A 24,708-nucleotide genomic window follows, 5' to 3' on the forward strand; every position below is an offset into this window, starting at 1 on the left:
GGTAAACTAAGGCTAAAGCTGACATCGGAGTTGCGATTAGCAACACTGGCAACATCGGCCGCCGGCGATGAATATCAAATTGGGCGATTGTCATCGCGGTCGACCGCACGGCGTTGCGGCGCCAGCAACAGCCACACTACTAACGGCCACAATGCTACGCAGACAAAGCTCTCGGAAAAATACAGCCAGCCGGGGAACTTGCCGCTGACGGACATGCGGATGATCAACTGTATCAACTGTGTCAACAACATCAAAGGCAGCACGTGCAAAGCCTGGACGCCCACCGAGAACCACAGCACGCGGCGATGGATCATGATCGCAAAGTACGATAACAGAGTATAGGCCAGCGCGTTCTGACCAAGTAAGGTGGCTTCGTGCACATCCATCAGCAAGCCCATGCAAAAGGCAATGCCGATGCCGATCTTGCGCGGTTGGTGAATGCTCCAGAACACCAGCACCAGCGCGACGAAATCCGGCACGCCCGGCCACTGCCCCCACGGCAACAAGTTGAGCAGGAACGCCAACAGCAATGTCATCGCAATGAACAATGGATTGGCCGGCAACAGGATGTAATGAGGACGCATCATCGGACACCTGCTCCTTGCGGATTCTTGCGGGCGCCGTCGGGGTTATTGTCTTTCACTGCTTCTTTCGCCGCTTCTCTGGTTTTGTCACGCGTGCTTTCGGTCAGACGGCGTTTGCTGAGTATGTCGGCTTTACTGTCAGGGACCGCCGCTTCGTCGTCCGGCCGCGCGATCGGGCTCGGATCGACCAGCAGGATCAGCAACTGGGTGTGCCTGTCGATGCCGGCGATCGGCTCACAAACGATATGGGCGAATGCATCGGTCGATTTCGATTCGACCTGCACTACCTTGGCTACCGACAAGCCGGCCGGATAAACGCCGTCGATACCGGATGTCACCAACACGTCGCCCTTCTTGATATCGGCATTGAACGACACAAAGCGCAAATCCAGGTAACCGGACTGGCCGCGGCCGTAGGCAACGCTACGCAAACCGTTGCGCAGCACCTGCACCGGGATCGCCTGATCCTTGTCGGTCAGCAGCGTCACCTCGGAGGTAAACGGGAAGACGCGCGTCACCTGGCCAACGATGCCGGTATCGTCGATCACCGGCTGGCCGGTGGCGACACCATGCCGTGAACCGCGGTTCAAGATCACCTTGCGAGCGAACTGATCGCGTGCGTCGTACAGGATTTCGCTCATCAGGGACTTCACCGGCACACGCTGCTCGGCTCCCAGCAAGTTGCGTAGTTGCGCATTTTCAGCGGCCAGCAGTTGCGCCTGTTGCAATTGCTGGGCGCGCTCGCCTTGCTGGCTACGCAGAGCCTGATTTTCTTTTTCCACCGTCGACAGCGAAGAAAAATAATCGATCACGCTATTGGCAGCGTTACGCGGCATCAAAGCCACCATCTGCAACGGATAGAGCGCGGTGCCGGCGGTCTGGCGCAGCAACAGCAAAGCATGTATGCGTGAATCGGCAATCAGCAGCGCCAGCGCCAACAGCGTGCATATTACCGCCTTGGCGCGAGCTGAAGCACCTTGCTTGAAGAGGGGTGGTGGACTGTATTCCATCAATAATCGACAGATTCGGATTGGTCAGTGGCTGGCGGTGCAAACACATTCGTGCTCATGTTCGTATTCATACCGTAGATATGACAACGGGTCGCATGCACAATGCACCGACCCGGTTGCCGCTACCCGACCTCAAGATCAAACTAGTGAGGTTGGGCAAGCGTCGCATCAGCCTGGATTACTCGTAAGAAAAGATCGAGCCCAGCTTGTCCATCCGTTCCAGCGCCATGCCGGAGCCGCGCACCACGCAAGTCAGCGGGTCTTCGGCGACAATCACCGGCAAGCCGGTTTCTTCCATCAGCAGACGGTCCAGATCGCGCAGCAAGGCGCCGCCGCCGGTCAGCATCATGCCCTTTTCGGCGATGTCGGCGCCCAGTTCCGGCGGCGTCTGTTCCAGCGCGTTCTTGACGGCGGAAACGATGTTGTTGAGCGGGTCGGTCAGGGCTTCCAGGATTTCGTTGCTGGAGATGGTGAACGAGCGCGGAATGCCTTCCGACAGATTGCGTCCCTTGACTTCCATTTCGCGCACTTCCGAACCCGGGAAGGCGGAACCGATTTCCTTCTTGATGGCTTCAGCGGTTTGTTCGCCGATCAGCATGCCGTAGTTTCGGCGGATGTAATTGACGATGGCTTCATCGAATTTATCGCCGCCGACGCGTACCGAACCTTTGTAGACCATGCCGCCCAGCGAGATGATGCCGACTTCGGTAGTGCCGCCGCCGATATCGACCACCATAGAACCGGTTGCATCCGATACCGGCAAACCGGCGCCGATTGCTGCCGCCATCGGTTCTTCGATCAGGAATACCTGGGATGCGCCTGCGCCCAGCGCGGATTCGCGAATCGCGCGGCGCTCAACCTGGGTCGAACCGCACGGTACGCAAATGATGATGCGCGGCGAAGGCTTGAACAGCTTGGTGTCGTGCACCATGCGGATGAATTGCTTGAGCATCTGCTCGGTGACGGTAAAGTCGGCAATCACACCGTCTTTCATCGGCCGGATCGCTTCGATATTGCCCGGGACTTTACCCAGCATCTGTTTTGCTTCACGGCCGACAGCTTGAATCGTTTTCTTGCCGTTAGGGCCGCCTTGCTGGCGAATCGCAACAACCGAGGGCTCATCCAGGACGATACCTTGATCGCGTACATAAATCAGCGTATTCGCGGTACCCAGGTCAATCGCCAGGTCATTCGAAAAGTAACTGCGTAAAAATCCAAACATGAATTGTTCCAATGCGCAACAATGATGCGCTCAAACGTTTTTTAGGGGGGTGTCTAGTATCCGGCGCATGGTAAAGATCTATTACCTGCCGCATGGACGCAACATTCTACCTTATAATTTGACTCAAATTAGGGCGTATAGCGCTCAAAATGCTTGCTTTTTGCAAAAATCTGAGAAGTCATCGGCAAGCGAAGTGTTTCTTTTTTAACCATAATAGCAGCAGCGCCCTCGTGCGCCATCGAAAATCATGTCATTAGCCCTTTCCGACGTTAAGCGCATTGCCAATTTAGCACGCCTCGAACTCACCGAAGACCAGGCCGCTTCCACGCTCGATAAATTGAACGGTATTTTCTCGCTGGTCGAGCAAATGCGGGCTGTGGATACCACCGGCATCGAGCCGCTGAGCCACCCGATTGCCGCGCTTCAGCAGGATTTGTCGTTGCGCTTGCGCGACGACGTGGTGACCGAGTCGAATCATCGCGAAGACTATCAAAAGGTAGCGCCGGCAACTGAAGATGGCCTGTATCTGGTGCCGAAGGTAATCGAATAAATTACTCTGTCTTCAATAGGTAGGGTGAGCAAATTTTTTGCCCACCCACCATTTGCTTCAACAAATTAAGTCAGCAGATTTTAAAAAATTCTCATGCATACCAAAACTCTCAAGCAACTGTCAGTGTTACTGCACGAAAAGAAGATTTCGGCCGAGGAACTGGCGCAACTGTATCTGGCGCGCATCGGACAAAGCGATCTGAATGCATTTTTGCATGTCGACCAGGAACTGACGCTGCAACAGGCGCGCGCTGCCGACCAGCGCCTGGCGCAAAACGACAGCACGCCGCTGACCGGCGTGCCGATCGCCCACAAGGATATTTTCGTGACGCGCGGATGGCGCGCTACCGCCGGTTCGAAAATGCTGGAGAACTACACCAGCCCGTTCGACGCCACCGTGGTGGAACACTTCAATAACGCCGGCATGGTGACCTTGGGTAAATTGAATTGCGATGAATTCGCGATGGGCTCATCGAATGAAAATTCGCATTTCGGTCCGGTCAAGAATCCTTGGGATAAAACAGCAATTCCGGGCGGCTCATCCGGCGGTTCTGCAGCCGCTGTAGCTGCACGCCTGACGCCGGCCGCGACCGCCACCGATACCGGCGGCTCCATTCGTCAACCGGCGTCCTTGTGCGGCGTCACCGGCATCAAGCCGACTTACGGCAGCGTCTCGCGCTACGGCATGATCGCCTTCGCGTCGTCGCTGGACCAGGCCGGCCCGATCGCGCAAACCGCGGAAGATTGCGCGCTGCTGCTGAACGCCATGACCGGCTTCGATCCTCGTGATTCGACCAGCCTGGAACGCAAGAAAGAAGATTTCAGCGCCAACCTGAACCAGGACCTGAAGGGCCTGCGCATAGGCATTCCGCGCGAATATTTCAGCAGCGGCCTGTCAGCCGATGTCGAACAAGCTGTGCGCGCGGCGCTGCAGGAATATGAAAAACTTGGCGCCACGCTGGTTGATATTTCACTGCCGAAAACCGAGCTGTCGATTCCGGTCTATTACGTGATCGCGCCAGCCGAAGCATCGTCCAACCTGAGCCGATTCGACGGGGTCCGTTACGGCCATCGCGCCGCCGATTACAAAGACCTGGCCGACATGTACAAGAAGTCGCGCGCGGAAGGATTCGGCGAAGAAGTGAAGCGCCGGATCCTGGTCGGTGCGTATGTGCTGTCGCATGGATATTACGATGCCTACTATCTGCAAGCGCAAAAAATCCGGCGCCTGATTGCGCAGGATTTCCAGAACGCGCTGACCGGCTCGAACCGCCAATGCGACGTCATCATGGGACCTGTATCGCCGACCGTGGCGTGGGATCTGGGCGCCAAGGCAGACGATCCGGTCGCCAACTACCTGGCGGATATCTACACGCTGTCGACCAGCCTGGCCGGCTTGCCGGGCATGTCGATACCTTGCGGTTTCGGCCAGGGCGAGAAGAATGCAAAGCGCCCGGTCGGACTGCAAATCATCGGTAATTATTACGACGAAGCGAAGCTGCTCAACGTTGCGCATCAGTATCAGCGCGTGACTGACTGGCATTTGCGTAGCCCTGATTAAGCACGATCGGTAAACCATGCCAACGATCTTGCGTTTTTTCACCGCTCGCCGTTCTACGCTGACGGTGCCTGTCGTGCTGGCCTTGGGCGCTGCGTTGATGGCACCGGTTGTCCAGGCACAGCAATTGCAGACCAAATTCGGCTGCTCGCTGACGCGTGATGAAGATGGTGAAAAAGTGATTTATGGCGACACCGGCGAATTCAAGCTGGATGGCGACAAGATCGAAGCATTCCGCTGGGAGTCGGCGCAGTACCGGCCGACCCACGGTTTCGAATGCAGCATCGATACCGGCGACGGGCTGCAAGCCGAACTTCAGGAAGACGGACAGACAGACAACTGGCGCATCACGTTGAAAGATCCAGTCGCGGCACGTCATCAACGCGGCTACGACTCTTTCAATCACGGCATGAATTGCAGCATCCGTTTGCAACGCGATGGCGACAAATTGCACGTTCTGCCAAGCTGCCCGGCATTGTGCGGATCAAGAGTAAACTTTACTGAGCTGTCGGTGGATTTGAAAACCGGCGAGTGTAACTACCAATAGGACTTACGCAAAACTGTTCCAGCAAGGCACGACGACGAAGACAGTACGAATGTACGGCTAGGAGGAGTAACGCCGCTGGGGCAGTTTTGTGTAAGTCCTAACCAAGACAAATAAGGAAATTATTATGCAGTGGGAAGTCGTGATCGGTCTGGAAACGCATACGCAACTTTCGACCAACTCAAAAATTTTCAGCGGCTCGTCGACCCAGTTCGGTGCTGCTCCCAACACCCAGGCCAGCCCGGTCGATCTGGCGCTGCCAGGCGTACTGCCAGTGCTGAACCGTGGCGCGGTAGAGCGCGCGATCCAGTTCGGCCTGGCGGTGAATGCAACGATTGCGCCGCAATCGATCTTCGCGCGCAAGAATTATTTCTATCCCGACCTGCCGAAAGGCTATCAGATCAGCCAGTTTGAAATCCCGGTGGTGCAAGGCGGCAAGGTCTCCTTCCTCCTGGAAAAAGACGGCAAGAGCGAACTCAGGACCGTGCAGCTGACACGCGCGCATCTGGAAGAAGACGCCGGCAAATCGCTGCATGAAGACTATCAAGGCATGACCGGCATCGATCTCAACCGCGCCGGCACGCCTCTGCTGGAAATCGTCACCGAACCGGATATGCGCAGCGCTGCCGAAGCGGTCGCCTACGCCAAAGCCTTGCACTCTCTCGTGATGTGGCTAGGGATCTGCGACGGCAATATGCAAGAAGGCTCTTTCCGTTGCGACGCCAACGTCTCGGTGCGCCCGGTCGGTCAGGCTGCCTACGGCACCCGCACCGAAATCAAGAACCTCAATTCATTCAATTTTATGGAAGAGGCGATTAACTACGAAATTCGCCGCCAGATTGAACTGATCGAAGATGGCGGCACTGTCGTGCAGGAAACCCGCCTGTACGACCCGGACAAGAAAGAAACCCGTTCGATGCGCAGCAAGGAAGATTCGCAGGATTATCGTTACTTCCCGGATCCTGACCTGCCGCCGCTGGCGATCAGTGCAGAATGGGTTGAGCGCGTCAGGGCAACCATGCCTGAATTGCCAGACGCGATGCGTGAACGTTTCGTGCGCGACTTCAGTTTATCGGCCTATGATGCTGCGGCGATGACGCAATCGAAGGCAATGGCGGGCTATTTTGAAGCGGCCACCGCCAGCGGCGCACAAGCCAAGCCTGCGGTTAACTGGTTAATGGGCGACATGTCTTCCACGCTGAACCGCGAAAATGTCGACATTTCCGAAGCGCCAGTCAGCCCGAAACAATTGGCGGTATTGCTGCAACGAATCGAGGATGGGACAATTTCCAACAAGATCGCCAAGGAAGTATTCGGCGCCATGTGGGAGGCCCGATCCGCGCAGGAAAATCTGGCCGACGAGATTATCGAAAGCAAGGGCTTGAAGCAGATTTCCGATAGCGGCGCACTGGAAAAGATCATCGATGAAGTATTGGCCGCAAACGCCAAATCGGTCGAAGAATTCCGTGCCGGCAAGGAGAAAGCCTTTAATTCCCTGATCGGGCAAGCCATGAAAGCCAGCAAGGGGAAAGCCAATCCGGTGCAATTGACTGAACTGCTGAAACAGAAACTGACCGCTTAAAATGCATGCGGCCGGCGCTTACGCCGGCCGCATTGTCACCGCCTCAAAAATTCTTAGCGCGACGCCTGCGCCTCAGGCATCGTACTCATCAATTCCCGATAGTGCTTCACCGTTTCATCGAACTTGCCGTTGATGCGTCCTAGCTCGGCCTGATGGTCCACCATGTTTTTCTGGTTGTAGGCGATGTCCCGATTGGCTTCGTCTATCTTGTTGCGCAATGAAACCGGCAACGTTTTCCTGTGCTTGTAAAACTCGGCTTCCGTATAGGCGGCTTTTAACTGATACTTCGCATCGTCAATGCCGACCTGGTCGCGCTTGATCAAATCCTGCGACAGCGACAGATAGTAACGGCGCGAAGACTCGATATCGGCTTCGCTACGATAACGGGACAGCAACGCGCGATCTTGCTGGCGCTGCTGCTCTTCCGCTGCCACCTCGGCCCGGCGCTTGTCTTCCAACGCTTGCTGCTGGCGCTTTTGCTCGGCGGTCAGCGGCGCCGGGATTTCCCGTTTTATGACTCCCGCCTTGCTCAGCTCCACGACTTTGCGATCAGCACATTCCGGCATCGGATGGTCTGCGGTGACCGTACGTCCGGCAGCATCCTTGCAGGTATAAATCTGGCCGTGCGCAAGCAGCGGCAGCAGGCCTGCCGCGCTGAAAAACAAACCCCGCTTAAGAGTAAGAGCAATACGATTCATTCGGTCATCCACGTGTCGACACTTTGCATGTTGCAATCCGACCTTCTGGCTACGATTCAGCAGTGTCGCACGTAGTGCGATCACCGATCAGCGATCACGCTACGCCGTAACGTTCCCGGTAAGCTGCCACTGCAGCTTGATAACGGTTCAGCTCGGCATCTGCGCCAGCGCCGGAAATATATTCCAGCAAGTCGTTCAGGTTACCAATCGAAATCACCGGCATGCCGTACGCTTGCGTCACTTCTTCCACTGCCGAATTAGCCGACAGTGCATCATCCTTGCCGGACCGCTCCATCCGGTCCAGCGCGATCACTACCGCACATGGCGTGGCACCGGCGGCGCGAATCATCTCGACCGACTCACGCACCGAAGTTCCGGCCGAAATCACGTCGTCAATGATCAGTACCCGCCCCTTCAATGGGCCGCCGACGATGTTGCCGCCCTCGCCGTGATCCTTGGCTTCCTTGCGGTTATAGGCAAACTGCACATTGCGTCCCTGCGCCGCCAACGCCACCGCGGTCGCTGATGCCAGCGTGATGCCCTTGTAGGCTGGCCCGAACAACATGTCAAATTGCAAACCAGAATCGATCAGGGTGCGTGCATAAAATTGTGCCAGCTGGCCCAGTGCGGCGCCCTCGTTAAACATGCCCGCATTGAAAAAATACGGCGAGGTCCGCCCGGCCTTGGTCACGAACTCGCCGAACTTCAGCACTCCGGCCTTTACCGCAAATTCAATAAATTGTTGACGTAAATTGTTCAAAATGCACTCCAGACGGTTGATGCTGACAAATTTTGTCGCTATTTGCAGCGCAATAGCGACACCAGACCGCCATTTTAAATGGAGTTCATCCCTTCCACAGCAGTAAGTGCAAACACCGTGCCTGCCCGCGGCCGGATTTTTACCGGCTGCCGTCGACGCCTGCCACACGCTACCACGGTCCTTCGGTTATCCTTAGTGCTTGCCGGGTATCCCCATTATTACTTTTTTTATCTATCAAACATGCCAAGAATCATTTCCGCCAATCTCAACGGTATCCGCTCAGCGGCCAGAAAAGGCTTCTTTGAATGGATGGCCAAACAGTCTGCCGATTTCATCTGCGTCCAGGAGCTAAAGGCGCAAGCTGCCGACATGACGCCGGAATTCCTCGCGCCCGAAGGTTACGTCGGACACTTCCATTACGCTGAAAAGAAGGGCTACTCTGGCGTCGGCCTATACAGCAAACGCAAGCCGAACGCGGTACGGATCGGCTTTGGAAATCCTGAATTCGATGCCGAGGGGCGTTATGTGGAATGCGATTTCGGCGATCTGACGGTGATTTCGCTGTACTGCCCGTCCGGCTCTTCCAGCGAAGAACGGCAAATTGCCAAGTTCCGCTTCATGGAAGCCTTCCTGCCGCATCTGCAACAACTCAAGGAAAGCGGTCGCGAAGTCGTCATTTGCGGCGACTGGAATATCGCGCATCAGGAACGCGACCTGAAAAACTGGAAGGGCAACAAGAAGAATTCGGGCTTCCTGCCTGAGGAACGCGCCTGGCTCACTCATCTGTTTGAACAAGTGGGCCTGGTCGATGCTTTCCGCGTGGTCGACCAGCGCGATGAGCAATACACCTGGTGGAGCAACCGCGGCCAGGCCTGGGCCAAGAACGTCGGGTGGCGTATCGATTACCACATCACGACACCTGGCATCGCAGCCAATGCGCATGCCGTGGCAATTTACAAAGACGAGCGCTTCTCGGACCACGCGCCGCTGACGATCGACTACAGCTGAGTCTGGATGAGGGCAAGTCTAAGGCTAAGCCTTACAGCGATACCGGCTGACCGTCGACAAAGACGATCAGCTCGCCCTCGTTAAACTTGGTCCATACCTCATTGGTAGTCAACGGCTCCGTGACAATTACTGCCACCCGGTCTTGCGGTGTAGTTACTTGCGAGAAATCGACGCTGACATCTTCATCCGACAGATGGGCCTCGGCAAACGGAAACTGGCGCACGATGTAATACAGATTGGTTGAGCAATGCGTGTACAGGGCGGAGCCATCCGACAACATCATGTTGAAGGTACCGTGGGTGGCAATCTGCTGTGTCAGTTCGCGCAAGGCGGCCACCAACTCAGCCGGCGGCGGTGGCGTATCGCCGAAGCGCTGCCGTAGCTGCTGCAACAGGTAGCAAAACGCCAGTTCGCTGTCGGTATTGCCTACCGGGCGGTACGGCCCGTTCAGGAGCGGTGCAAATTCCTTGAGATCGCCGTTATGGGCGAACACCCAGTAGCGCCCCCATAATTCGCGCACAAACGGATGGCAATTCTGCAACGCCACCTGCCCTTGCGTAGCTTTGCGGATATGGGCGATGACATTCTTCGACTTGATCGGGCAACGCCGGATCAGCTCCGCTACCGGCGATGCAATCGCCGCCTGGTAATCGACGAAATGACGCACCCCGCTACCTTCGAAAAAGGCGATGCCCCAACCGTCGCTATGATGGCCGGTCTGGCCGCCGCGCGTGGCAAAGCCGGTAAAACTGAACACAATGTCGGTCGGCACATTGCAGTTCATTCCAAGTAACTGACACATATTCGTGAACCAAGTGAAATAGACGAAAACAGCGCGCAAATTTCAGCTTAATACTTCAGCTGGAATTGCAACTTGATAACGGTATCACGCAGCAGCGCGAATCAAAAGTTAAATATTGGGGGCTACGCCGCCACATATCACCTTGGCGCTATACCTTGTATAGCCACCGTCAAATGGCCCGGAGCCTCTTTACCAGCAATATGTGAGAACAAATGCGTGCCGACATCAGATTCGGCGCCTTATAAAGAGGAAGAGACAATGTCGCTGGCCCCCCACACGTCCTGCACGGACACACGCCCCGTTATTAGCGAAATGGAATGTCATAAACATCACAAACCACCTGTGCGCTGGTGGCTGTTGTTGCTACCGCTGGCACTACTGCTGGCAAGCGTGAGCGCTATTACCAGCGCCGCCGACCTGCCCAAGATCATCTACGTGCGGCCGGTGCCCAACAACGACGATGTACTGCTGCAACAAGGCACTAGCGGCGTCAATAACGCTGCCAAAATATACCGGATGCAAGCCAGCACCCTGGAAAGCGTGGCGACCCGCGCCGGCCGCCAGCAGCAACTGGACAATGCGGTCAGGCAAGGCGCCAAGATTGTGGTGCTGATGGGCATTGAATTCAAGGAAATCCTGGAGAACACAGCGCGCCAGGCGCCGCAAACCCGCTTTTTGATTCTGGAACACTGCATCCCCAATGCCGCTCCCAACATCACCTGCATCACTTTCCGCGAAAACGAGGCAAGCTATCTGGCCGGCATGCAGGCTGCACTCGCGTCGAGCGCCGGCAAGATCGGCATGATCGGCGCCGTTAACACCCCCTTGCGCCTGAAAAACAGCGCGGCTTTCGTGGCTGGCGCACGCGCGGCCAAACCTGGCATCTCGATTCATGAAACTATGTGGGTGGAAGGCGCGCAACCTTTCAACGACCCGCCGCGTGCAGAAATGCTGACCAAGACCATGCTCGGCGATGGCGTCGACGTCATCTGGGCCGCCGCCGCCGGCAGCAATTCCGGCGTATTCAAGGCATTGACGCCACAGTCGCGCGCCAGGGCGATCGGCAGCGGCGTCAACCAATGCATACAAGCCGCAGGACGCGTGCTCGACAACGTCGAAGTGCATGCCGATACGGCAATCGTGATGGCAGTAGGTTTGCTGGTTAACAGTTCGACCGCGGGCTCGACCGAGCCACGCTTTGATTTCGGCTTGAAAGAAGGGGCGGTATCCTTGACCGCGCTGGGCCTGGACGCGGCTTATTCGGAGTGTGAGATCCTGCGTCAGCGGCCGGTGGTGTTAAAACTACGCGAAGCCAACAAGGCCATCGTCAGTGGCCAGCTCAAAATAGATTAAATGCCGCGATTCTGATAGCGTGGTGGTTTTATTCAGGGTGGAGCGGCATGGATCAACTGGCAGCGATGCGCGCATTCCGGCGCGTAGTCGAGACCGGCAGCTTCACCGCTGCCGCCGCAGAACTCAACCAGTCGCACACCATCGTCTCGCGCCAGGTGCGCCAGCTGGAGCTGCAGCTGGGTGCGCAACTGCTGAATCGCACCACGCGCCGCTTTGCGCTGACCGAAGCCGGCCAGGAATACTACGAACGCAGCCGCCAGATCATCGATCAGATAGATGACGCCGCCCAGGCCGTGTCGGCACATCAGGCTCGCCCCTCCGGCATGTTGCGGATTAATGCGCCGATGGCGTTCGGCACGCTGGAACTGGCGCAATGGCTGCCGCAATTCATCCTGGCCAATCCGCAACTCAGCGTGGATCTGGTCTGCAACGACCGCCTGGTCGATGTGATTGAGGAAGGCTTCGATGTCGCGCTGCGCCTGACCCGTTCCCTGCCCGACTCGACCCTGGTGGCAAAACGTCTGGCACGCTGCGAGATACTGTTGGCGGCTTCACCGGCATATCTGCAACGGCATGGCGTACCGCAGCAGCCGAGCGACCTGACGCAACATAATTGCCTGACTTATACGCTGGCGCACAAGTCCAGTGAATTCCAGTTCCACGCCGCCGACGGCAGCGAGCACACGGTGAACGTGCGCGGTACTCTGCAAGCCAACACCGGCATCGCTTTACGCTCGGCGGCGTTGGCTGGCCTGGGTATCGCCGCTACCAGTTCTTTCATCGTGCATGAGGATCTGCGACGCGGCGATCTGCTGCAAGTCTTGCCCGACTACACGATGAAACCGCGTGATCTATATGCGATCTATCCGCAAAACCGGCACCTGTCGCCGAAAGTCAGAGCGTTTGTCGATTTTGCGGCAGCCTGGTACAGCACTCCGCGCTGGGATTGACGAATTGACGAATTGACGATCCGCAGCTGTTCTATAAATGCAGGTGGAAATGGCCGCCGAACAAGCCAATCAAGCCAATCAAGCCGATGGCTATCAGATAGAAAGCGACGATATAGTTCAAGAGTTTGGGCATGACCAGGATCAAAACACCGGCAAGCAGGGAAACCACCGGTACAAGCGAAAGATGAAGATTCATAGGCAATTTTTTATGATGGAGAATGGCAAACGCGGCCCGCTTCACACTGGCGGGCGATGCCGCGGTCAAGCCAGGGATTTTACAAGATCACCGCCATCATACGATGATTTATCAGTAGCAATTTAGAGGGTTACAGAATGTCACTTGTGCCGGACGAATTCACCGTTCGCATTGAACCGAAGGGATCGACGTTTGTTACGTCCGGCGCCATCCCTTTGCTTGAGGCTGCGCGGCACGCAGCCGTCAATTTACCGAGCTCGTGCAGAAACGGCACATGCCGTACCTGCATGTGCCGCCTGTTGAGTGGGCAGATACGTTACCAGATCGAGTGGCCCGGCCTGAGCAGCGATGAAAAGAAGGACGGCTACATACTGCCCTGCATCGCCTATCCGCAATCAGACCTGGTAATCGAAGAACCTCGGGCCAGCGACCTGCCCGCCTCCGGTTAACGCCCGGCTTGCAGCTGCGCCGCGACCGCCCGATGCGTTTGCGTCAGTCCGCCGAAACCATAAGCTGCACCGCGCACATCGTGGACATGGACATAGCTTTCATGATGCAGATCACCCAGCAATGCGCCGATTTCCTTGTATACAGCATTGATATACGCCGCCTTTTCATCGGCAGTATTGGTTTCATCGGTGATCCGGATGTCGAGGAAGAAACTGGTTTTTCCCTGCGCCGCCAAGGACGGGCCGCCGACAAACCAGTGCGCCGGATCGACATGCGAAATCGCAATCGACGTCAGTTCCGGTTTCTTGTGCAGGATCGCCGCGGTCAGACGCGACAAGGTGCTGGCGACCTTGGCTGAAACGGTAGTGTCAGGTGTGGTGGATAGCAGTACGGTAAGGATAGGCATGATGCGAACTCCATATTTAGTTAATTAAAAATACAGGTCTCAGCTGACCAGTTCGAGAATCGCGCTGGTGGTACGGATTTCTGCAACCGCATCGGACAATCCGGTCAATACCGCCCGATGCAGATCCTTGTGATTGATCACGCTGCCATCCCAGGTTTCAATATCGCGGGTGGCGCTGGCATCGCTGGCGATGATGACCTTATGGCCATTGGCGACGCCATCGAAGGCCGAAGCAGCGACGCAATTGTTGGTCATCAAACCGCTGATGATCAGTGTCTTGATGCCCTTGGCCAGCAATTGCTGTTGCAAATCGGTGCCGGCAAAAGAACTCGCGAAAAGCTTGCGGATGGTCGAATGATGCGGAGCGCGTTGTACTTCCGGATGGATTTCAGCCATTACGGTGTCTTGCGTGAACAACGGCCGCGCAGCCGGACTCCACTGCTGGATATGAAACACCGGCATGCCATGCCGATCGGCCAGCGAGATCAGGCGATTGGCGTTACGCAACACCAGCATGCCGTCAGGAATTGGTAACTGGCCGTCAAAATATTCGTTTTGAATGTCAATCACCAGCAAGGCAGTCGATTTTGGATCGAGACTGGTGCTGGCGGTAGCGCCGGCGATGGTGCGAATGGTTGGGTTGCCGTTCAGTTTGTTAGCCGAGGTGGTCATGTGAGGCTCCTGTTTGTGATCTGGAGTACACAGGTTATGCCCGCAGCCAGGCAGAGAACAGCAGACTGGCGACACATTATTTGTGCTGGATTAGCACAAATAACGGTTTAGGCGATTAGTCCGCCAATGGCAACGGACTGGACGGCTTGATCTCTTCCAGGCACACCATCGACCGCACGCCGGCCACTCCCGGCACCTGCATCAACCTATCGGTCAGGAACGCCGACAGCGACTTCAAGTCACTCGCAGCCACTTTCACCAAATAATCGAAATCCCCTGAAATCGTGTAGCACTCCAGGATTTCCGGAAACAGGCGGATCGCCTTTTCCAGCTTGCGCACTTGCTTGAATTGTTCACGCGCGATATTCAGGTTAACGAAGGCAACTACGCCAAGACCGATGGCAGCCGGTTCCACTTGCGCCGCATAGCCGCGGATGATGCCCTCTTTCTCCAGCCGCTGCACCCGCCGGTAACACTGCGGCGGCGACAAATTGACTTGCTCGGACAACTCCACATTCGAAGCGCGCCCGTTAGCCTGCAAGGTCCGCAGCAAAATACGGTCATAACGATCCAGTTTTTCCATCTCACTCCCCTTCCATGCACGATTCGTGCAGATTACATCCAATTTATGATCAATTATGCACAAATATTTCCAGTGCTTGTGATTATCATGTAGCCAGATGCAGCAGCACGGCATTAAACCTTGCACCAAACCTATAAATACAGAAATTTGCAGCCACCTCTAAGCGTCTCGGTCAGCGTCCCGCCGCGGACAAGATTTCATCCGAATCTCGGCTAGGTTCTTAGAAGTGGCCTCACTAGGAGCACACCATGAAGAACCATTCAATAACTCTCGAAGACCGCTATTGCGCGCACAACTATTCACCGCTGCCAGTAGTACTCAGCAGCGGCAAAGGGATCTGGTTGTGGGATCAGGACGGCAAGCGATATATGGACATGATGTCGGCCTATTCCGCTGTCAGTTTCGGCCATAGTCATCCCGCTCTGGTGGCGGCATTGAGCAAACAGGCCGGCCAGCTGGCGGTTGTCTCCCGGGCGTTTTACAGCGATCAGCTGGGACCTTTCCTGCAGCTGCTCTGCGAAATGACCGGCATGCCGAAGGCGCTGCCGATGAATAGCGGCGCGGAAGCGGTGGAAACGGCCATCAAGGCGGCCCGCAAATGGGGCCACAAAGTGAAAGGCATTGCCGACCAGACTGCCGAAATCATCGTATGCCGCGGCAATTTCGCCGGCCGCACCACCACTATCGTCGGCTTTTCATCGGAAGCGCAGTATCGCGACGGTTTCGGCCCGTTTTCCGGCGGCTTTGTCAGTGTGCCGTTTGGTGATGCCGCCGCGCTGGAAGCGGCCATTACCCCGCGCACCGCAGCCTTCCTTGTGGAGCCGATTCAGGGCGAAGCCGGCATCATCGTGCCGCCCGAAGGTTATCTGGCAAAGTGCCGCGAAATCTGCGACCGCCACAACGTGTTGCTGATTTGCGACGAAGTGCAAACCGGCCTCGGCCGTACCGGCCGCTTGCTGGCCTGCGATCACGACGGCATCAAGCCAGACGGTTTGATTCTGGGCAAGGCACTCGGTGGCGGCCTGCTGCCGGTTTCGGCATTTTTGGCCAGGGAAGACCTGATGGCGGTATTTACGCCAGGCGACCACGGCAGCACCTTCGGCGGCAACCCGCTATCGGCCGCGGTCGGCCATGCCGCATTGCGCCTGCTGCGGGAAGAAAAGCTGGCAGACAACGCACAACGCATGGGTGAGCGCTTACTGACTGGCTTGCGCGCAATACAGCATCCGGCAATCCGGCAAGTTCGGGGCAAAGGCTTGCTGATCGGCATGGATCTCGATCCGAGCTTCATTTCTGCACGCGAATTTTGCGAACGCCTGATGCAACAGGAAATATTATCAAAAGATACACACGATACGGTGGTGCGCTTTGCGCCGCCGCTGATCATTACCGCGAATGATATCGACGCAGCACTGGAAGCTATCAGACATACATTTTCATCTTTATCTTCACCACCCGCCCACCTGACCGAAAGGAGCTACGCATGACCAACCACCTGCTGGACCATACCGCGGAGGACACATTCCTGATGTGCGCTCCAGACTATTTTGAAGTTTCTTACGTCATTAATCCGTGGATGGCTGGCAATATCGCGCATGGTAACCGTAGCGTCGCCATGCAACAGTGGCTGACCCTGGTGGAAGCTATCGGACAGGTCGCGAACATCGAGATGATGCCGGCCATGCCGGGCGTTCCTGATCTGGTATTTACTGCCAATGCGGGTGTGGTGCTGGGCAATAAAGTGGTGCTTTCGCGTTTCCGCCATGTCGAACGGCAGGCAGAGGAAGTCTATTTCGATGCGGCGTTCACCGCCCATGGTTTCGAGGTACTGACCTTGCCGCCGGAATTGCCATTCGAAGGCGCCGGCGATGCCTTGATGGATCGCAGCGAAAACCTGCTGTGGTTCGGTCACGGTCACCGTTCCGACATCGCCTGCGCCACGCGCTTGTCGGAGTTGCTGGACATCGAAGTACAGCCGCTAAAGCTGGTCGATGCGCGCTTTTATCATCTGGATACCTGCTTCTGCCCTCTGGCCGGCGGCTACGTGATGTATTTTCCGGAAGCGTTCGATGCGGCTTCGCAAGCCGAGATCACGGCCCGCGTTCCGGCTGACAAGCGGATCATCGTCAGCAGCGAAGATGCCTTGCATTTTGCTTGTAACACCGTCAACTCCGGCCGTCATATCTTCCTGAACCAGGCATCCGATGCCCTGGTCGCGCAGCTGCAAGCGCACGGCTTTGTTGTGCATCAGACAGCGCTGACCGAATTCCTCAAGGCTGGCGGCGCCGCAAAATGCCTGACCCTGAAGCTGAATGAGCCACATCAGGGCGCTGCGCAGGCAGCCCGTCAGGAAGCTGCGTAATCAGCTAAGGGGCATACGCAAGCCCTTGATTTAACGTATAATTTCTGGCATTGCCTTTGCAAACAACCCGGCGCTATCGGCGACCGGGTTTTTTGCGTTCTAACTGACCAGAGTACGCTAATGACGCCTTCCGCCACAACTTCGACCACTGCTTTGACCACTGAAGCCCGCCTGCGCCAGCTGCTGGCGCAACGCATCCTGATCCTGGATGGCGCGATGGGCACCATGATCCAGCAATACAAGCTGACGGAAGAAGATTACCGCGGCGGCCCCAACGGTCGTTTCATCGACTTCACCGGCCCCGGCCGCGAGTTGTTCGTAAAAGGCAATAACGAGCTGCTATCGCTGACCCAGCCGCACATCATCAGCGCCATCCACGAGGAATATCTCGCGGCCGGCGCCGATCTGATCGAAAGTAATACCTTCGGCGCCACCACCGTGGCCCAGGATGATTACCATATGGCGCATCTGGCCTACGAGATGAACGTCGCCTCGGCGCGGCTTGCCCGTGCTGCCTGCGACAAATATTCGACGCCGGACAAGCCGCGCTTTGTCGCCGGCGCACTCGGACCGACACCGAAAACCGCATCGATCTCACCGGATGTGAATGACCCTGCTGCACGCAATGTCACCTTCGACCAGTTGGTTGCATCCTATCTGGAACAGACTCGTGGCCTGGTAGAAGGCGGCGCCGACGTGCTACTGGTTGAAACGATTTTCGATACCTTGAATTGCAAGGCCGCCCTGTTCGCCATCGATACCTTCTTTGAAGAGTCCGGCCTGCGTCTGCCGATCATGATTTCCGGCACCGTGACCGACGCCTCGGGACGTATCCTGTCAGGACAAACCGTACCGGCCTTCTGGAACTCGATCCGCCACGCCAAACCGCTGACGGTTGGCCTCAACTGCGCGCTGGGTGCGGCATTGATGCGGCCCTACGCCGAAGAGTTGTCGAAAATTGCCGATACCTTCGTCTGTATTTATCCGAATGCCGGGCTGCCCAATCCGATGAGCGACACCGGTTTCGATGAAACCCCGGACGTCACATCGTCGCTGCTCAAGGATTTCGCCGAAAGCGGCTTCGTCAACATCGCCGGTGGTTGCTGCGGCACCACGCCGCCGCATATCAAGGCGATTGCCGACACCGTCGCCAACATTGCGCCGCGCACCGTTCCCGAGACCACGCACGAGATGCGGCTGTCAGGGCTGGAGCCATTCACCATCGACGACGACTCGCTGTTCGTCAACGTCGGCGAGCGTACCAACGTCACCGGCTCCAAGGCTTTCGCGCGGCTGATCCTCAACGAGCAATACGATGAAGCATTGGCGGTAGCTCGCCAGCAGGTTGAAAACGGCGCCCAGGTCATCGATATCAACATGGATGAAGCGATGCTGGATTCGGTGGCGGCGATGCAGCGCTTCCTCAACCTGATCGCATCCGAACCGGATATCGCGCGGGTGCCGATCATGATCGACTCGTCCAAATGGTCGGTGATCGAAGCGGGCCTGAAATGCGTGCAAGGTAAAGCCGTCGTCAACTCGATTTCGATGAAAGAAGGCGAGCCGGAATTCCTGCGCCAGGCCAAGTTGTGCCGCCGTTACGGCGCGGCCGTGATCGTCATGGCCTTCGATGAAAAAGGCCAGGCCGATACCTACGAACGCAAGATTGAAATTTGTGAACGCGCCTACAGGTTGCTGGTCGATCAGATCGGCTTCCCGCCGGAAGACATCATTTTCGATCCGAACATTTTCGCGATTGCGACCGGTATCGAAGAGCACAACAATTACGCAGTCGATTTCATCAACGCCACTCGCTGGATTCGCGAGAACCTGCCGCACGCCAAAATCAGCGGCGGCGTCTCCAACGTCAGTTTCAGCTTCCGCGGCAACGATCCTGCGCGTGAAGCGATTCACACCGTATTCCTGTATCACGCGATCAAAGCCGGCATGACCATGGGTATCGTCAACGCCGGCATGATGGGCGTGTACGACAATCTGTCTGCCGAACTGCGTGAGCGGGTCGAAGACGTCGTATTGAACCGCCGCGAAGATGCGACCGAACGCATGATCGAAATCGCCTCGACCTTGAAGGCCGGCGACAAGAAAGAAGAAGCAACGCTGGAATGGCGTAGCGGTACGGTGCAGCAACGGCTGGCCCACGCGCTGGTGCAAGGCATCACGCAGTGGATCGTGGAAGATACCGAAGAAGCCCGGCAGGAGTTGCTGGGCAATGGCGGTCGGCCGATCCATGTGATCGAAGGTCCGCTGATGGATGGCATGAACATCGTCGGCGACCTGTTCGGGCAAGGCAAAATGTTCTTGCCGCAGGTGGTCAAATCAGCGCGTGTGATGAAGCAGGCGGTGGCTCACCTGATTCCCTACATCGAAGAAGAAAAACGCCTGCACGAAGAACTTACCGGCATCGCTGCAAAACCCAAGGGCAAGATCGTGATCGCCACGGTCAAGGGCGACGTGCATGACATTGGCAAGAACATCGTGTCGGTGGTCTTGCAGTGTAATAATTTCGAAGTGGTCAACATGGGCGTGATGGTGCCGTGCTCCGAAATCCTGGCGATGGCGAAAGCGGAGAACGCCGACATCATCGGCCTGAGCGGTTTGATTACACCGTCGCTGGAAGAAATGGCGCACGTCGCCAAGGAAATGCAGCGCGATCCATATTTCCGCAGCGTCAAGATGCCGTTGCTGATTGGCGGCGCGACTACCAGCCGCGCCCACACCGCAGTCAAGATTGCGCCGAATTACGAAGGTCCTGTGGTCTACGTACCCGATGCATCGCGCTCGGTATCGGTAGCGCAGTCCTTGTTGACGCCGGAACAACGCGATCAGTACATCAACGATATCGCGCTCGATTACGAACGGATTCGCGAACAGCATGCGAACAAGAAAGCGGTGCCACTGTTGACGTTGGCGGCCGCTCGCGAGAATCGCACGCGGCTGCAGTTTGCGCCGGTCAAACCTAAATTCATCGGCCGCCGCGTGTTCAAGAACGTCGACCTGGGCACACTGGCGCGTTACATCGACTGGGGTCCGTTCTTCCAGACCTGGGATCTGGCCGGTCCGTATCCCGCCATTCTCAAAGATGAAGTGGTGGGCGAAGCTGCCAGCAAGGTATTCGAAGAAGGCCAGGCGCTGTTGAAGAAACTGATCGACGGCCGCTGGCTGACTGCCAATGGCGTCATCGCACTGATGCCGGCCAATACGGTGAATGATGACGATATCGAAATCTATACCGATGAAACCCGCAGCAAGGTCGCATTCACCTACTACGGCATGCGTCAGCAAACCGTCAAACCGGTGATCGACGGCGTTGCGCGTCCGAATCAATGTTTGTCCGATTTCATCGCGCCGAAATCTTCCGGGATTGCCGACTATATCGGTTTGTTCGCTGTTACCGGCGGCATCGGCATCGAGAAATACGAAAAGCGCTTTGAAGATGCGCACGATGACTATTCGTCGATCATGCTGAAATCACTGGCGGATCGTCTGGCAGAAGCCTTCGCCGAATACCTGCACGAACGGGTGCGCAAGGATTTGTGGGGTTACGTTCCAGACGAAAACCTGTCCAACGAAGCATTGATCAAGGAAAGCTACAGCGGCATCCGCCCTGCTCCCGGTTATCCGGCCTGTCCGGAACACACAGTCAAGGCTGACATGTTCAAGCTGTTGCAGTGCGACGAAATCGGCATGCTGCTCACCGAGTCATTCGCCATGTATCCGGGCGCTGCGGTATCCGGCTTTTATTTTGCACATCCTGAATCGAAGTATTTCGTGGTCGGTAAGGTTGGCGACGATCAGGTCAGCGACATGGCGGCCCGGCGCGGTGTCGGCAAGGACGATGTCGAGCGCTGGCTGGCGCCGAATTTGTAAATCGAACTTATAAAAAAAGGGAGTGTTTTGAAACACTCCCTTTTTTTATCGCCATAGGTAGGGTGGGCATGAATGCCCACGCGGTACATCAACCATTCGAGGCGTCAATTCAGCGTGGGCAAAAAAACCTGCCCACCCTACCAATCAATCGCCACCCAGGTGGATGAATTTGAACAGGAAAATCGCAGCAATAACCCAGACCATCACGGGCACTTGCTTCGCGCGGCCGGTGAACAGCTTCAACGCTGCGTACGAGATGAAGCCGAAGGCAATCCCGTTGGCGATCGAGTATGTGAACGGGATCATCAGCACGGTGATAACGGCTGGCACGCTTTCGGTGCTGTCTTCCCAGTTCAGGTGCACCAGTTCACGCAGCATCAAGCCGGCGACATAGAACAATGCCGGCGCGGTGGCGTAGGCTGGCACGGCGCCAGCCAGCGGCGAGATGAACAGGCAAGCCAGGAACAGGATGCCGACCGCCAGCGAGGTCAAGCCGGTACGGCCACCAGCCTGTACCCCGGCAGCGCTTTCGACATAGGCGGTGGTGCTGGATGTGCCCAGCAAAGTGCCGGCGACAATCGCCGTGCTGTCCGCCAGCAAAGCCTTGTTAAGACGCGCCATCTTGCCGTTGACCAGCAAGCCGGCGCGGTTCGCCACCCCCATCATGGTACCGGTCGCATCGAACATCTCGACCAGGAAGAACACCAGCACGATGTTCATGATACCCATGGACAAGGCGCCCATGATGTCTAGCTTGAACAGGGTCGGCTCGATAGATGGCGGCATCGCCACCACGCCGGTGAAGGTATTGCCGCCGACCACAAAGCTGAGTACGGTTACAGTCAGAATGCCGATCAGGATCGCCCCCTTGACCTTGAGGTGATCCAGCACCACGATCAGCAGGAAGCCGATAATCGACAGGATCACAGGGATTTGGTGGAGATCGCCGATTTGCACGAACGTAGCCGGATTGGCGACTACCAGGCCCGAACTCTTGAGCGCGATGAACCCGAGGAACAAGCCGATGCCGGAAGTAATCGCAATCCGTATCGTGGGCGGAATGCCGTTGACGATCATGCCGCGGATACCGACCAGGCTGACGACAATGAACAGGCAACCGGAAATGAAGACGGCGCCCAGCGCCACTTCCCACGAAACGCCCATGCCCTTCACCACCGCGTAGGCAAAATAGGCGTTGAGGCCCATGCCTGGCGCCAGGGCAATCGGATAATTGGCGTACAAGGCCATGATCAGGGTACCGATGGCGGCTGCCACGCAGGTAGCGACGAAAACAGCGCCCTTCGGCATGCCGGCATCGCCGAGGATGGCCGGGTTGACGAAGATGATATATGCCATCGTCAGGAAAGTGGTGAGCCCGGCGATCAGTTCGGTGCGGACGTCGGTGCCGTTTTCTTTAAGCTTGAAAAATTTCTCGAGCAACTGCATTGTGTATGTCTCCTTGATTATTGTTGTTTTTGGTTTTCAGGCTGCCGTGCTGCGCCGCTTGATGCGGAGTTCCGGTAAAGTAATGTGCTACGGGATGGGGTCACAATTATGCTCCGTGAGAAATATCGATTATTCAGGCGTGATGATAACCGCTCCCGCCACCGCATTGATAGCCCCGCAATTACCGTCGCCGAAGATTTTCTGCGTCCGGAATGCATTGGAAATACATCAAAAATTATCAAATAAATCACCAATCAGTATTTGATCAATAATATCGCTCCGGCAATACCTATATTTGCCAAATGGAATTACTTATGCGTTCTCTATTCCATTTTAAAGATACCTGACATTAGCCGTATCGCTATATGGAGCCTCGGCGCAAATGCTAATCTGGGGCCATAATTAATAGACCGTTGCAAAGTCAGTCTGGCCATATATAACGAGCGGTAGCGCCCACAGGCAATACCGGCGATACGGCCCCGAAGACACGGTTTTTGCAACAGTCGCCACTCGATTGGAGATTGTCTTGTCTACGCCCGCACCTAATTCCACGGCCGAGAATGTCATCCGTTTCTACTACCGTGGTGAAATCCACACTGTAGATCAGGCTGCGCCTACCCGCACCATCTTGCAACACCTGCGGGAAGACCTGCACTGCACCGGCAGCAAGGAAGGCTGCGCCGAGGGCGATTGCGGCGCCTGCACCGTTGTTATCGGTGAACAGACTGCCGATGGCGTCACGCTCAAATCGGTCAATTCCTGTATCCAGTTTCTGCCGACGCTGGACGGCAAGGCCTTGTATACAGTTGAAGACCTGAAGCAAGACAACGGCGCCTTGCACCCGGTCCAGCAAGCCATGGTCGAGTGCCACGGTTCGCAATGCGGTTTTTGCACGCCGGGTTTTGTGATGTCGCTGTGGGACCTGTATCTGAAGAACGATGGCAGCCAGGCTCCTGCCTGCAAATCCGCCGGAACTACCGCAAGCGCGGGTATGTGCCAGCCATTGCAACGCAAAGATATCGACATCGCGCTATCCGGCAACCTGTGCCGCTGCACCGGCTACCGCCCGATCATCGACGCTGCACACCGGATGGGCGAGTTGCCGGCAGTCGGCTTCGATCGTGAAGCCTTGCAACACGCGCTGCAACCTTTGCAACGTGACGACATATTCGTCTACAAGCACGGTGACCAGACTTTCTACGCACCGCGCACGTTGGCGCAACTGGTGGAAGTACGCGCAGCCAAACCGAACGCGCGCATCCTGGCAGGCTCGACCGATGTCGGTCTGTGGGTAACCAAGCAGATGCGCGATCTGGGCGACATCATCTACCTCGGCCAGGTAACTGAACTGAACGCGATGGTCACACGCGACGGACAACTTGAAATAGGCGCCGGCGTAACGCTGAACGACGCCTACGCCGAGATCTGCAAGATATATCCTGAATTATCGGAAATGTGGCAACGCTTTGCCTCGCTGCCGATTCGCAATGCTGGTACTTTGGGCGGCAATGTCGCCAACGGTTCACCTATCGGCGACTCGCCGCCATGGCTGATTGCACTAGGCGCACAAGTCGTGCTGCGCGGTCCGGCCGGGCAGCGTGTGATGCCGTTGGAAGCGCTGTACCTGGACTATATGAAGAAAGACATGCAGGCCGATGAATTTGTCGAAGGTGTACGTATTCCGTTGCCGCATGCAGGGCAACGCTTCCGTACTTACAAACTGGCCAAGCGTTTCGACCAGGACATTTCGGCCGTCTGCGCAGCGTTTTCCGTCACCCTCGACGGCGACAAGATCAGCGATATCCGGATCGCCTTCGGCGGCATGGCGGCAACGCCAAAGCGCGCTGCACTGACTGAAGCTGCATTGCGCGGCCAGGTCTGGAGTGAAACCGTGATGGAAGCCGCGGTAGCGCTGATGACCGACGATTACAAACCGCTCTCCGACATGCGTGCTTCCGCCGAATATCGGATGAAGACGTCGCAGAACCTGCTGCGCCGGTTCTGGCTAGAAACCCGTGTCGATGCGCCATTGCGCACCGATCAGGTGAATCCTTTTGTGTGTGCTTGAGTAGATAGTAAGTTCAC

At 56.6% G+C, this 24,708-nt stretch carries 23 protein-coding genes; 12 read left to right on the top strand and 11 right to left on the bottom strand.

Annotation, left to right across the window (positions count from 1 at the left end):
• Positions 1 to 74 precede the first annotated feature (74 nt).
• From mreD to BM029_RS06620, 3 genes are all read right to left on the bottom strand, one after another.
• Entirely contained in the window at positions 75 to 587 is a 513-nt protein-coding gene (gene mreD, locus BM029_RS06610) for a rod shape-determining protein MreD (protein WP_092433798.1), read from the bottom strand.
• On the bottom strand, positions 584 to 1,594 hold the full coding sequence (gene mreC, locus BM029_RS06615) for a rod shape-determining protein MreC (RefSeq protein ID WP_092433800.1): 1,011 nt from the start codon (positions 1,592 to 1,594) through the stop codon (positions 584 to 586). Before mreC ends, mreD begins: the two co-directional genes overlap by 4 nt.
• A gap of 178 nt (positions 1,595 to 1,772) precedes the next feature.
• Positions 1,773 to 2,816: a rod shape-determining protein gene (locus BM029_RS06620; protein ID WP_041742639.1), complete on the bottom strand. Its 1,044-nt coding sequence runs from the start codon at positions 2,814 to 2,816 to the stop codon at positions 1,773 to 1,775.
• A gap of 247 nt (positions 2,817 to 3,063) precedes the next feature.
• Here BM029_RS06620 and gatC point away from each other — a divergent pair, with 247 nt between their 5' ends.
• From gatC to gatB, 4 genes are all read left to right on the top strand, one after another.
• On the top strand, positions 3,064 to 3,366 hold the full coding sequence (gatC, locus tag BM029_RS06625) for an Asp-tRNA(Asn)/Glu-tRNA(Gln) amidotransferase subunit GatC (RefSeq protein WP_061541870.1): 303 nt from the start codon (positions 3,064 to 3,066) through the stop codon (positions 3,364 to 3,366).
• A gap of 93 nt (positions 3,367 to 3,459) precedes the next feature.
• Positions 3,460 to 4,926, top strand: a complete 1,467-nt coding sequence (gene gatA, locus BM029_RS06630; RefSeq protein ID WP_092433802.1) for an Asp-tRNA(Asn)/Glu-tRNA(Gln) amidotransferase subunit GatA — start codon at positions 3,460 to 3,462, stop codon at positions 4,924 to 4,926.
• 16 nt (positions 4,927 to 4,942) lie between these two features.
• Positions 4,943 to 5,470 (top strand): hypothetical protein, encoded by a 528-nt coding sequence (locus BM029_RS06635; protein WP_092433803.1) that lies wholly within the window; start codon positions 4,943 to 4,945, stop codon positions 5,468 to 5,470.
• Positions 5,471 to 5,594: 124 nt separating this feature from the next.
• Positions 5,595 to 7,049 carry an Asp-tRNA(Asn)/Glu-tRNA(Gln) amidotransferase subunit GatB gene (gene gatB, locus BM029_RS06640; protein ID WP_092433804.1) on the top strand — a complete coding sequence of 485 codons (1,455 nt, stop codon included), beginning with the start codon at positions 5,595 to 5,597 and terminating at the stop codon, positions 7,047 to 7,049.
• A gap of 53 nt (positions 7,050 to 7,102) precedes the next feature.
• On the opposite strand, the gene BM029_RS06645 is transcribed toward gatB, so the two are convergent.
• Complete coding sequence (locus BM029_RS06645) at positions 7,103 to 7,747, bottom strand: DUF4124 domain-containing protein (protein WP_092433805.1); 645 nt, start codon at positions 7,745 to 7,747, stop codon at positions 7,103 to 7,105.
• Positions 7,748 to 7,841: 94 nt separating this feature from the next.
• Positions 7,842 to 8,507, bottom strand: a complete 666-nt coding sequence (gene pyrE / locus BM029_RS06650; RefSeq protein WP_061945005.1) for an orotate phosphoribosyltransferase — start codon at positions 8,505 to 8,507, stop codon at positions 7,842 to 7,844.
• 240 nt (positions 8,508 to 8,747) lie between these two features.
• Between pyrE and BM029_RS06655 the strand changes: the two genes are divergently transcribed.
• Positions 8,748 to 9,515, top strand: a complete 768-nt coding sequence (locus tag BM029_RS06655) for an exodeoxyribonuclease III (protein ID WP_092413931.1) — start codon at positions 8,748 to 8,750, stop codon at positions 9,513 to 9,515.
• Positions 9,516 to 9,546: 31 nt separating this feature from the next.
• Here the strand turns inward: BM029_RS06655 and BM029_RS06660 are convergent, their stop codons facing one another.
• Positions 9,547 to 10,317 (bottom strand): class II glutamine amidotransferase, encoded by a 771-nt coding sequence (locus BM029_RS06660; protein ID WP_092433881.1) that lies wholly within the window; start codon positions 10,315 to 10,317, stop codon positions 9,547 to 9,549.
• A 312-nt stretch (positions 10,318 to 10,629) separates the two neighbouring features.
• Here BM029_RS06660 and BM029_RS06665 point away from each other — a divergent pair, with 312 nt between their 5' ends.
• Positions 10,630 to 11,670 (top strand): BMP family ABC transporter substrate-binding protein, encoded by a 1,041-nt coding sequence (locus tag BM029_RS06665; RefSeq protein ID WP_170851009.1) that lies wholly within the window; start codon positions 10,630 to 10,632, stop codon positions 11,668 to 11,670.
• Positions 11,671 to 11,717: 47 nt separating this feature from the next.
• On the top strand, positions 11,718 to 12,620 hold the full coding sequence (locus BM029_RS06670; RefSeq protein WP_092433809.1) for a LysR family transcriptional regulator: 903 nt from the start codon (positions 11,718 to 11,720) through the stop codon (positions 12,618 to 12,620).
• A gap of 31 nt (positions 12,621 to 12,651) precedes the next feature.
• Here BM029_RS06670 and BM029_RS06675 read toward each other — a convergent pair whose 3' ends face one another.
• Positions 12,652 to 12,816 (bottom strand): DUF3096 domain-containing protein, encoded by a 165-nt coding sequence (locus BM029_RS06675; RefSeq protein ID WP_092433811.1) that lies wholly within the window; start codon positions 12,814 to 12,816, stop codon positions 12,652 to 12,654.
• Positions 12,817 to 12,953: 137 nt separating this feature from the next.
• On the opposite strand from BM029_RS06675, the gene BM029_RS06680 reads away from it, so the two are divergent.
• Positions 12,954 to 13,265: a 2Fe-2S iron-sulfur cluster-binding protein gene (locus BM029_RS06680; RefSeq protein WP_092433813.1), complete on the top strand. Its 312-nt coding sequence runs from the start codon at positions 12,954 to 12,956 to the stop codon at positions 13,263 to 13,265.
• Here BM029_RS06680 and BM029_RS06685 read toward each other — a convergent pair.
• From BM029_RS06685 to BM029_RS06695, 3 genes are all read right to left on the bottom strand, one after another.
• Complete coding sequence (locus BM029_RS06685; protein ID WP_092433815.1) at positions 13,262 to 13,672, bottom strand: tautomerase family protein; 411 nt, start codon at positions 13,670 to 13,672, stop codon at positions 13,262 to 13,264. The genes BM029_RS06680 and BM029_RS06685 overlap by 4 nt on opposite strands.
• 39 nt (positions 13,673 to 13,711) lie before the next feature.
• Complete coding sequence (locus BM029_RS06690) at positions 13,712 to 14,344, bottom strand: cysteine hydrolase family protein (protein WP_092433817.1); 633 nt, start codon at positions 14,342 to 14,344, stop codon at positions 13,712 to 13,714.
• Between the two features lie 115 nt (positions 14,345 to 14,459).
• Positions 14,460 to 14,927: an Lrp/AsnC family transcriptional regulator gene (locus BM029_RS06695; protein WP_092433819.1), complete on the bottom strand. Its 468-nt coding sequence runs from the start codon at positions 14,925 to 14,927 to the stop codon at positions 14,460 to 14,462.
• Positions 14,928 to 15,175: 248 nt separating this feature from the next.
• Between BM029_RS06695 and rocD the strand changes: the two genes are divergently transcribed.
• From rocD to metH, 3 genes are all read left to right on the top strand, one after another.
• Positions 15,176 to 16,414: an ornithine--oxo-acid transaminase gene (gene rocD, locus BM029_RS06700; protein WP_092433823.1), complete on the top strand. Its 1,239-nt coding sequence runs from the start codon at positions 15,176 to 15,178 to the stop codon at positions 16,412 to 16,414.
• Entirely contained in the window at positions 16,411 to 17,289 is an 879-nt protein-coding gene (locus tag BM029_RS06705) for a dimethylarginine dimethylaminohydrolase family protein (RefSeq protein ID WP_092433827.1), read from the top strand. Before rocD ends, BM029_RS06705 begins: the two co-directional genes overlap by 4 nt.
• Before the next feature lie 120 nt (positions 17,290 to 17,409).
• Positions 17,410 to 21,177 (top strand): methionine synthase, encoded by a 3,768-nt coding sequence (gene metH, locus BM029_RS06710; protein ID WP_092433829.1) that lies wholly within the window; start codon positions 17,410 to 17,412, stop codon positions 21,175 to 21,177.
• Between the two features lie 144 nt (positions 21,178 to 21,321).
• Here metH and BM029_RS06715 read toward each other — a convergent pair whose 3' ends face one another.
• Positions 21,322 to 22,623 carry an NCS2 family permease gene (locus BM029_RS06715; RefSeq protein WP_092433831.1) on the bottom strand — a complete coding sequence of 434 codons (1,302 nt, stop codon included), beginning with the start codon at positions 22,621 to 22,623 and terminating at the stop codon, positions 21,322 to 21,324.
• 526 nt (positions 22,624 to 23,149) lie between these two features.
• Here BM029_RS06715 and xdhA point away from each other — a divergent pair.
• On the top strand, positions 23,150 to 24,691 hold the full coding sequence (gene xdhA / locus BM029_RS06720) for a xanthine dehydrogenase small subunit (RefSeq protein ID WP_244544943.1): 1,542 nt from the start codon (positions 23,150 to 23,152) through the stop codon (positions 24,689 to 24,691).
• Positions 24,692 to 24,708 lie beyond the last annotated feature (17 nt).

It is taken from the genome of Collimonas sp. OK607 (assembly GCF_900111995.1).
Taxonomy (GTDB): domain Bacteria; phylum Pseudomonadota; class Gammaproteobacteria; order Burkholderiales; family Burkholderiaceae_D; genus Collimonas.

Coding starts and splice junctions, on each gene's coding strand:
- mreD (WP_092433798.1), bottom strand. CDS start 587: ATGATGCGTCCTCATTACATCCTGTTGCCGGCCAATCCATTGTTCATT.
- mreC (WP_092433800.1), bottom strand. CDS start 1,594: ATGGAATACAGTCCACCACCCCTCTTCAAGCAAGGTGCTTCAGCTCGC.
- BM029_RS06620 (WP_041742639.1), bottom strand. CDS start 2,816: ATGTTTGGATTTTTACGCAGTTACTTTTCGAATGACCTGGCGATTGAC.
- gatC (WP_061541870.1), top strand. CDS start 3,064: ATGTCATTAGCCCTTTCCGACGTTAAGCGCATTGCCAATTTAGCACGC.
- gatA (WP_092433802.1), top strand. CDS start 3,460: ATGCATACCAAAACTCTCAAGCAACTGTCAGTGTTACTGCACGAAAAG.
- BM029_RS06635 (WP_092433803.1), top strand. CDS start 4,943: ATGCCAACGATCTTGCGTTTTTTCACCGCTCGCCGTTCTACGCTGACG.
- gatB (WP_092433804.1), top strand. CDS start 5,595: ATGCAGTGGGAAGTCGTGATCGGTCTGGAAACGCATACGCAACTTTCG.
- BM029_RS06645 (WP_092433805.1), bottom strand. CDS start 7,747: ATGAATCGTATTGCTCTTACTCTTAAGCGGGGTTTGTTTTTCAGCGCG.
- BM029_RS06655 (WP_092413931.1), top strand. CDS start 8,748: ATGCCAAGAATCATTTCCGCCAATCTCAACGGTATCCGCTCAGCGGCC.
- BM029_RS06660 (WP_092433881.1), bottom strand. CDS start 10,317: ATGTGTCAGTTACTTGGAATGAACTGCAATGTGCCGACCGACATTGTG.
- BM029_RS06665 (WP_170851009.1), top strand. CDS start 10,630: ATGGAATGTCATAAACATCACAAACCACCTGTGCGCTGGTGGCTGTTG.
- BM029_RS06670 (WP_092433809.1), top strand. CDS start 11,718: ATGGATCAACTGGCAGCGATGCGCGCATTCCGGCGCGTAGTCGAGACC.
- BM029_RS06675 (WP_092433811.1), bottom strand. CDS start 12,816: ATGAATCTTCATCTTTCGCTTGTACCGGTGGTTTCCCTGCTTGCCGGT.
- BM029_RS06680 (WP_092433813.1), top strand. CDS start 12,954: ATGTCACTTGTGCCGGACGAATTCACCGTTCGCATTGAACCGAAGGGA.
- BM029_RS06685 (WP_092433815.1), bottom strand. CDS start 13,672: ATGCCTATCCTTACCGTACTGCTATCCACCACACCTGACACTACCGTT.
- BM029_RS06690 (WP_092433817.1), bottom strand. CDS start 14,344: ATGACCACCTCGGCTAACAAACTGAACGGCAACCCAACCATTCGCACC.
- BM029_RS06695 (WP_092433819.1), bottom strand. CDS start 14,927: ATGGAAAAACTGGATCGTTATGACCGTATTTTGCTGCGGACCTTGCAG.
- rocD (WP_092433823.1), top strand. CDS start 15,176: ATGAAGAACCATTCAATAACTCTCGAAGACCGCTATTGCGCGCACAAC.
- BM029_RS06705 (WP_092433827.1), top strand. CDS start 16,411: ATGACCAACCACCTGCTGGACCATACCGCGGAGGACACATTCCTGATG.
- metH (WP_092433829.1), top strand. CDS start 17,410: ATGACGCCTTCCGCCACAACTTCGACCACTGCTTTGACCACTGAAGCC.
- BM029_RS06715 (WP_092433831.1), bottom strand. CDS start 22,623: ATGCAGTTGCTCGAGAAATTTTTCAAGCTTAAAGAAAACGGCACCGAC.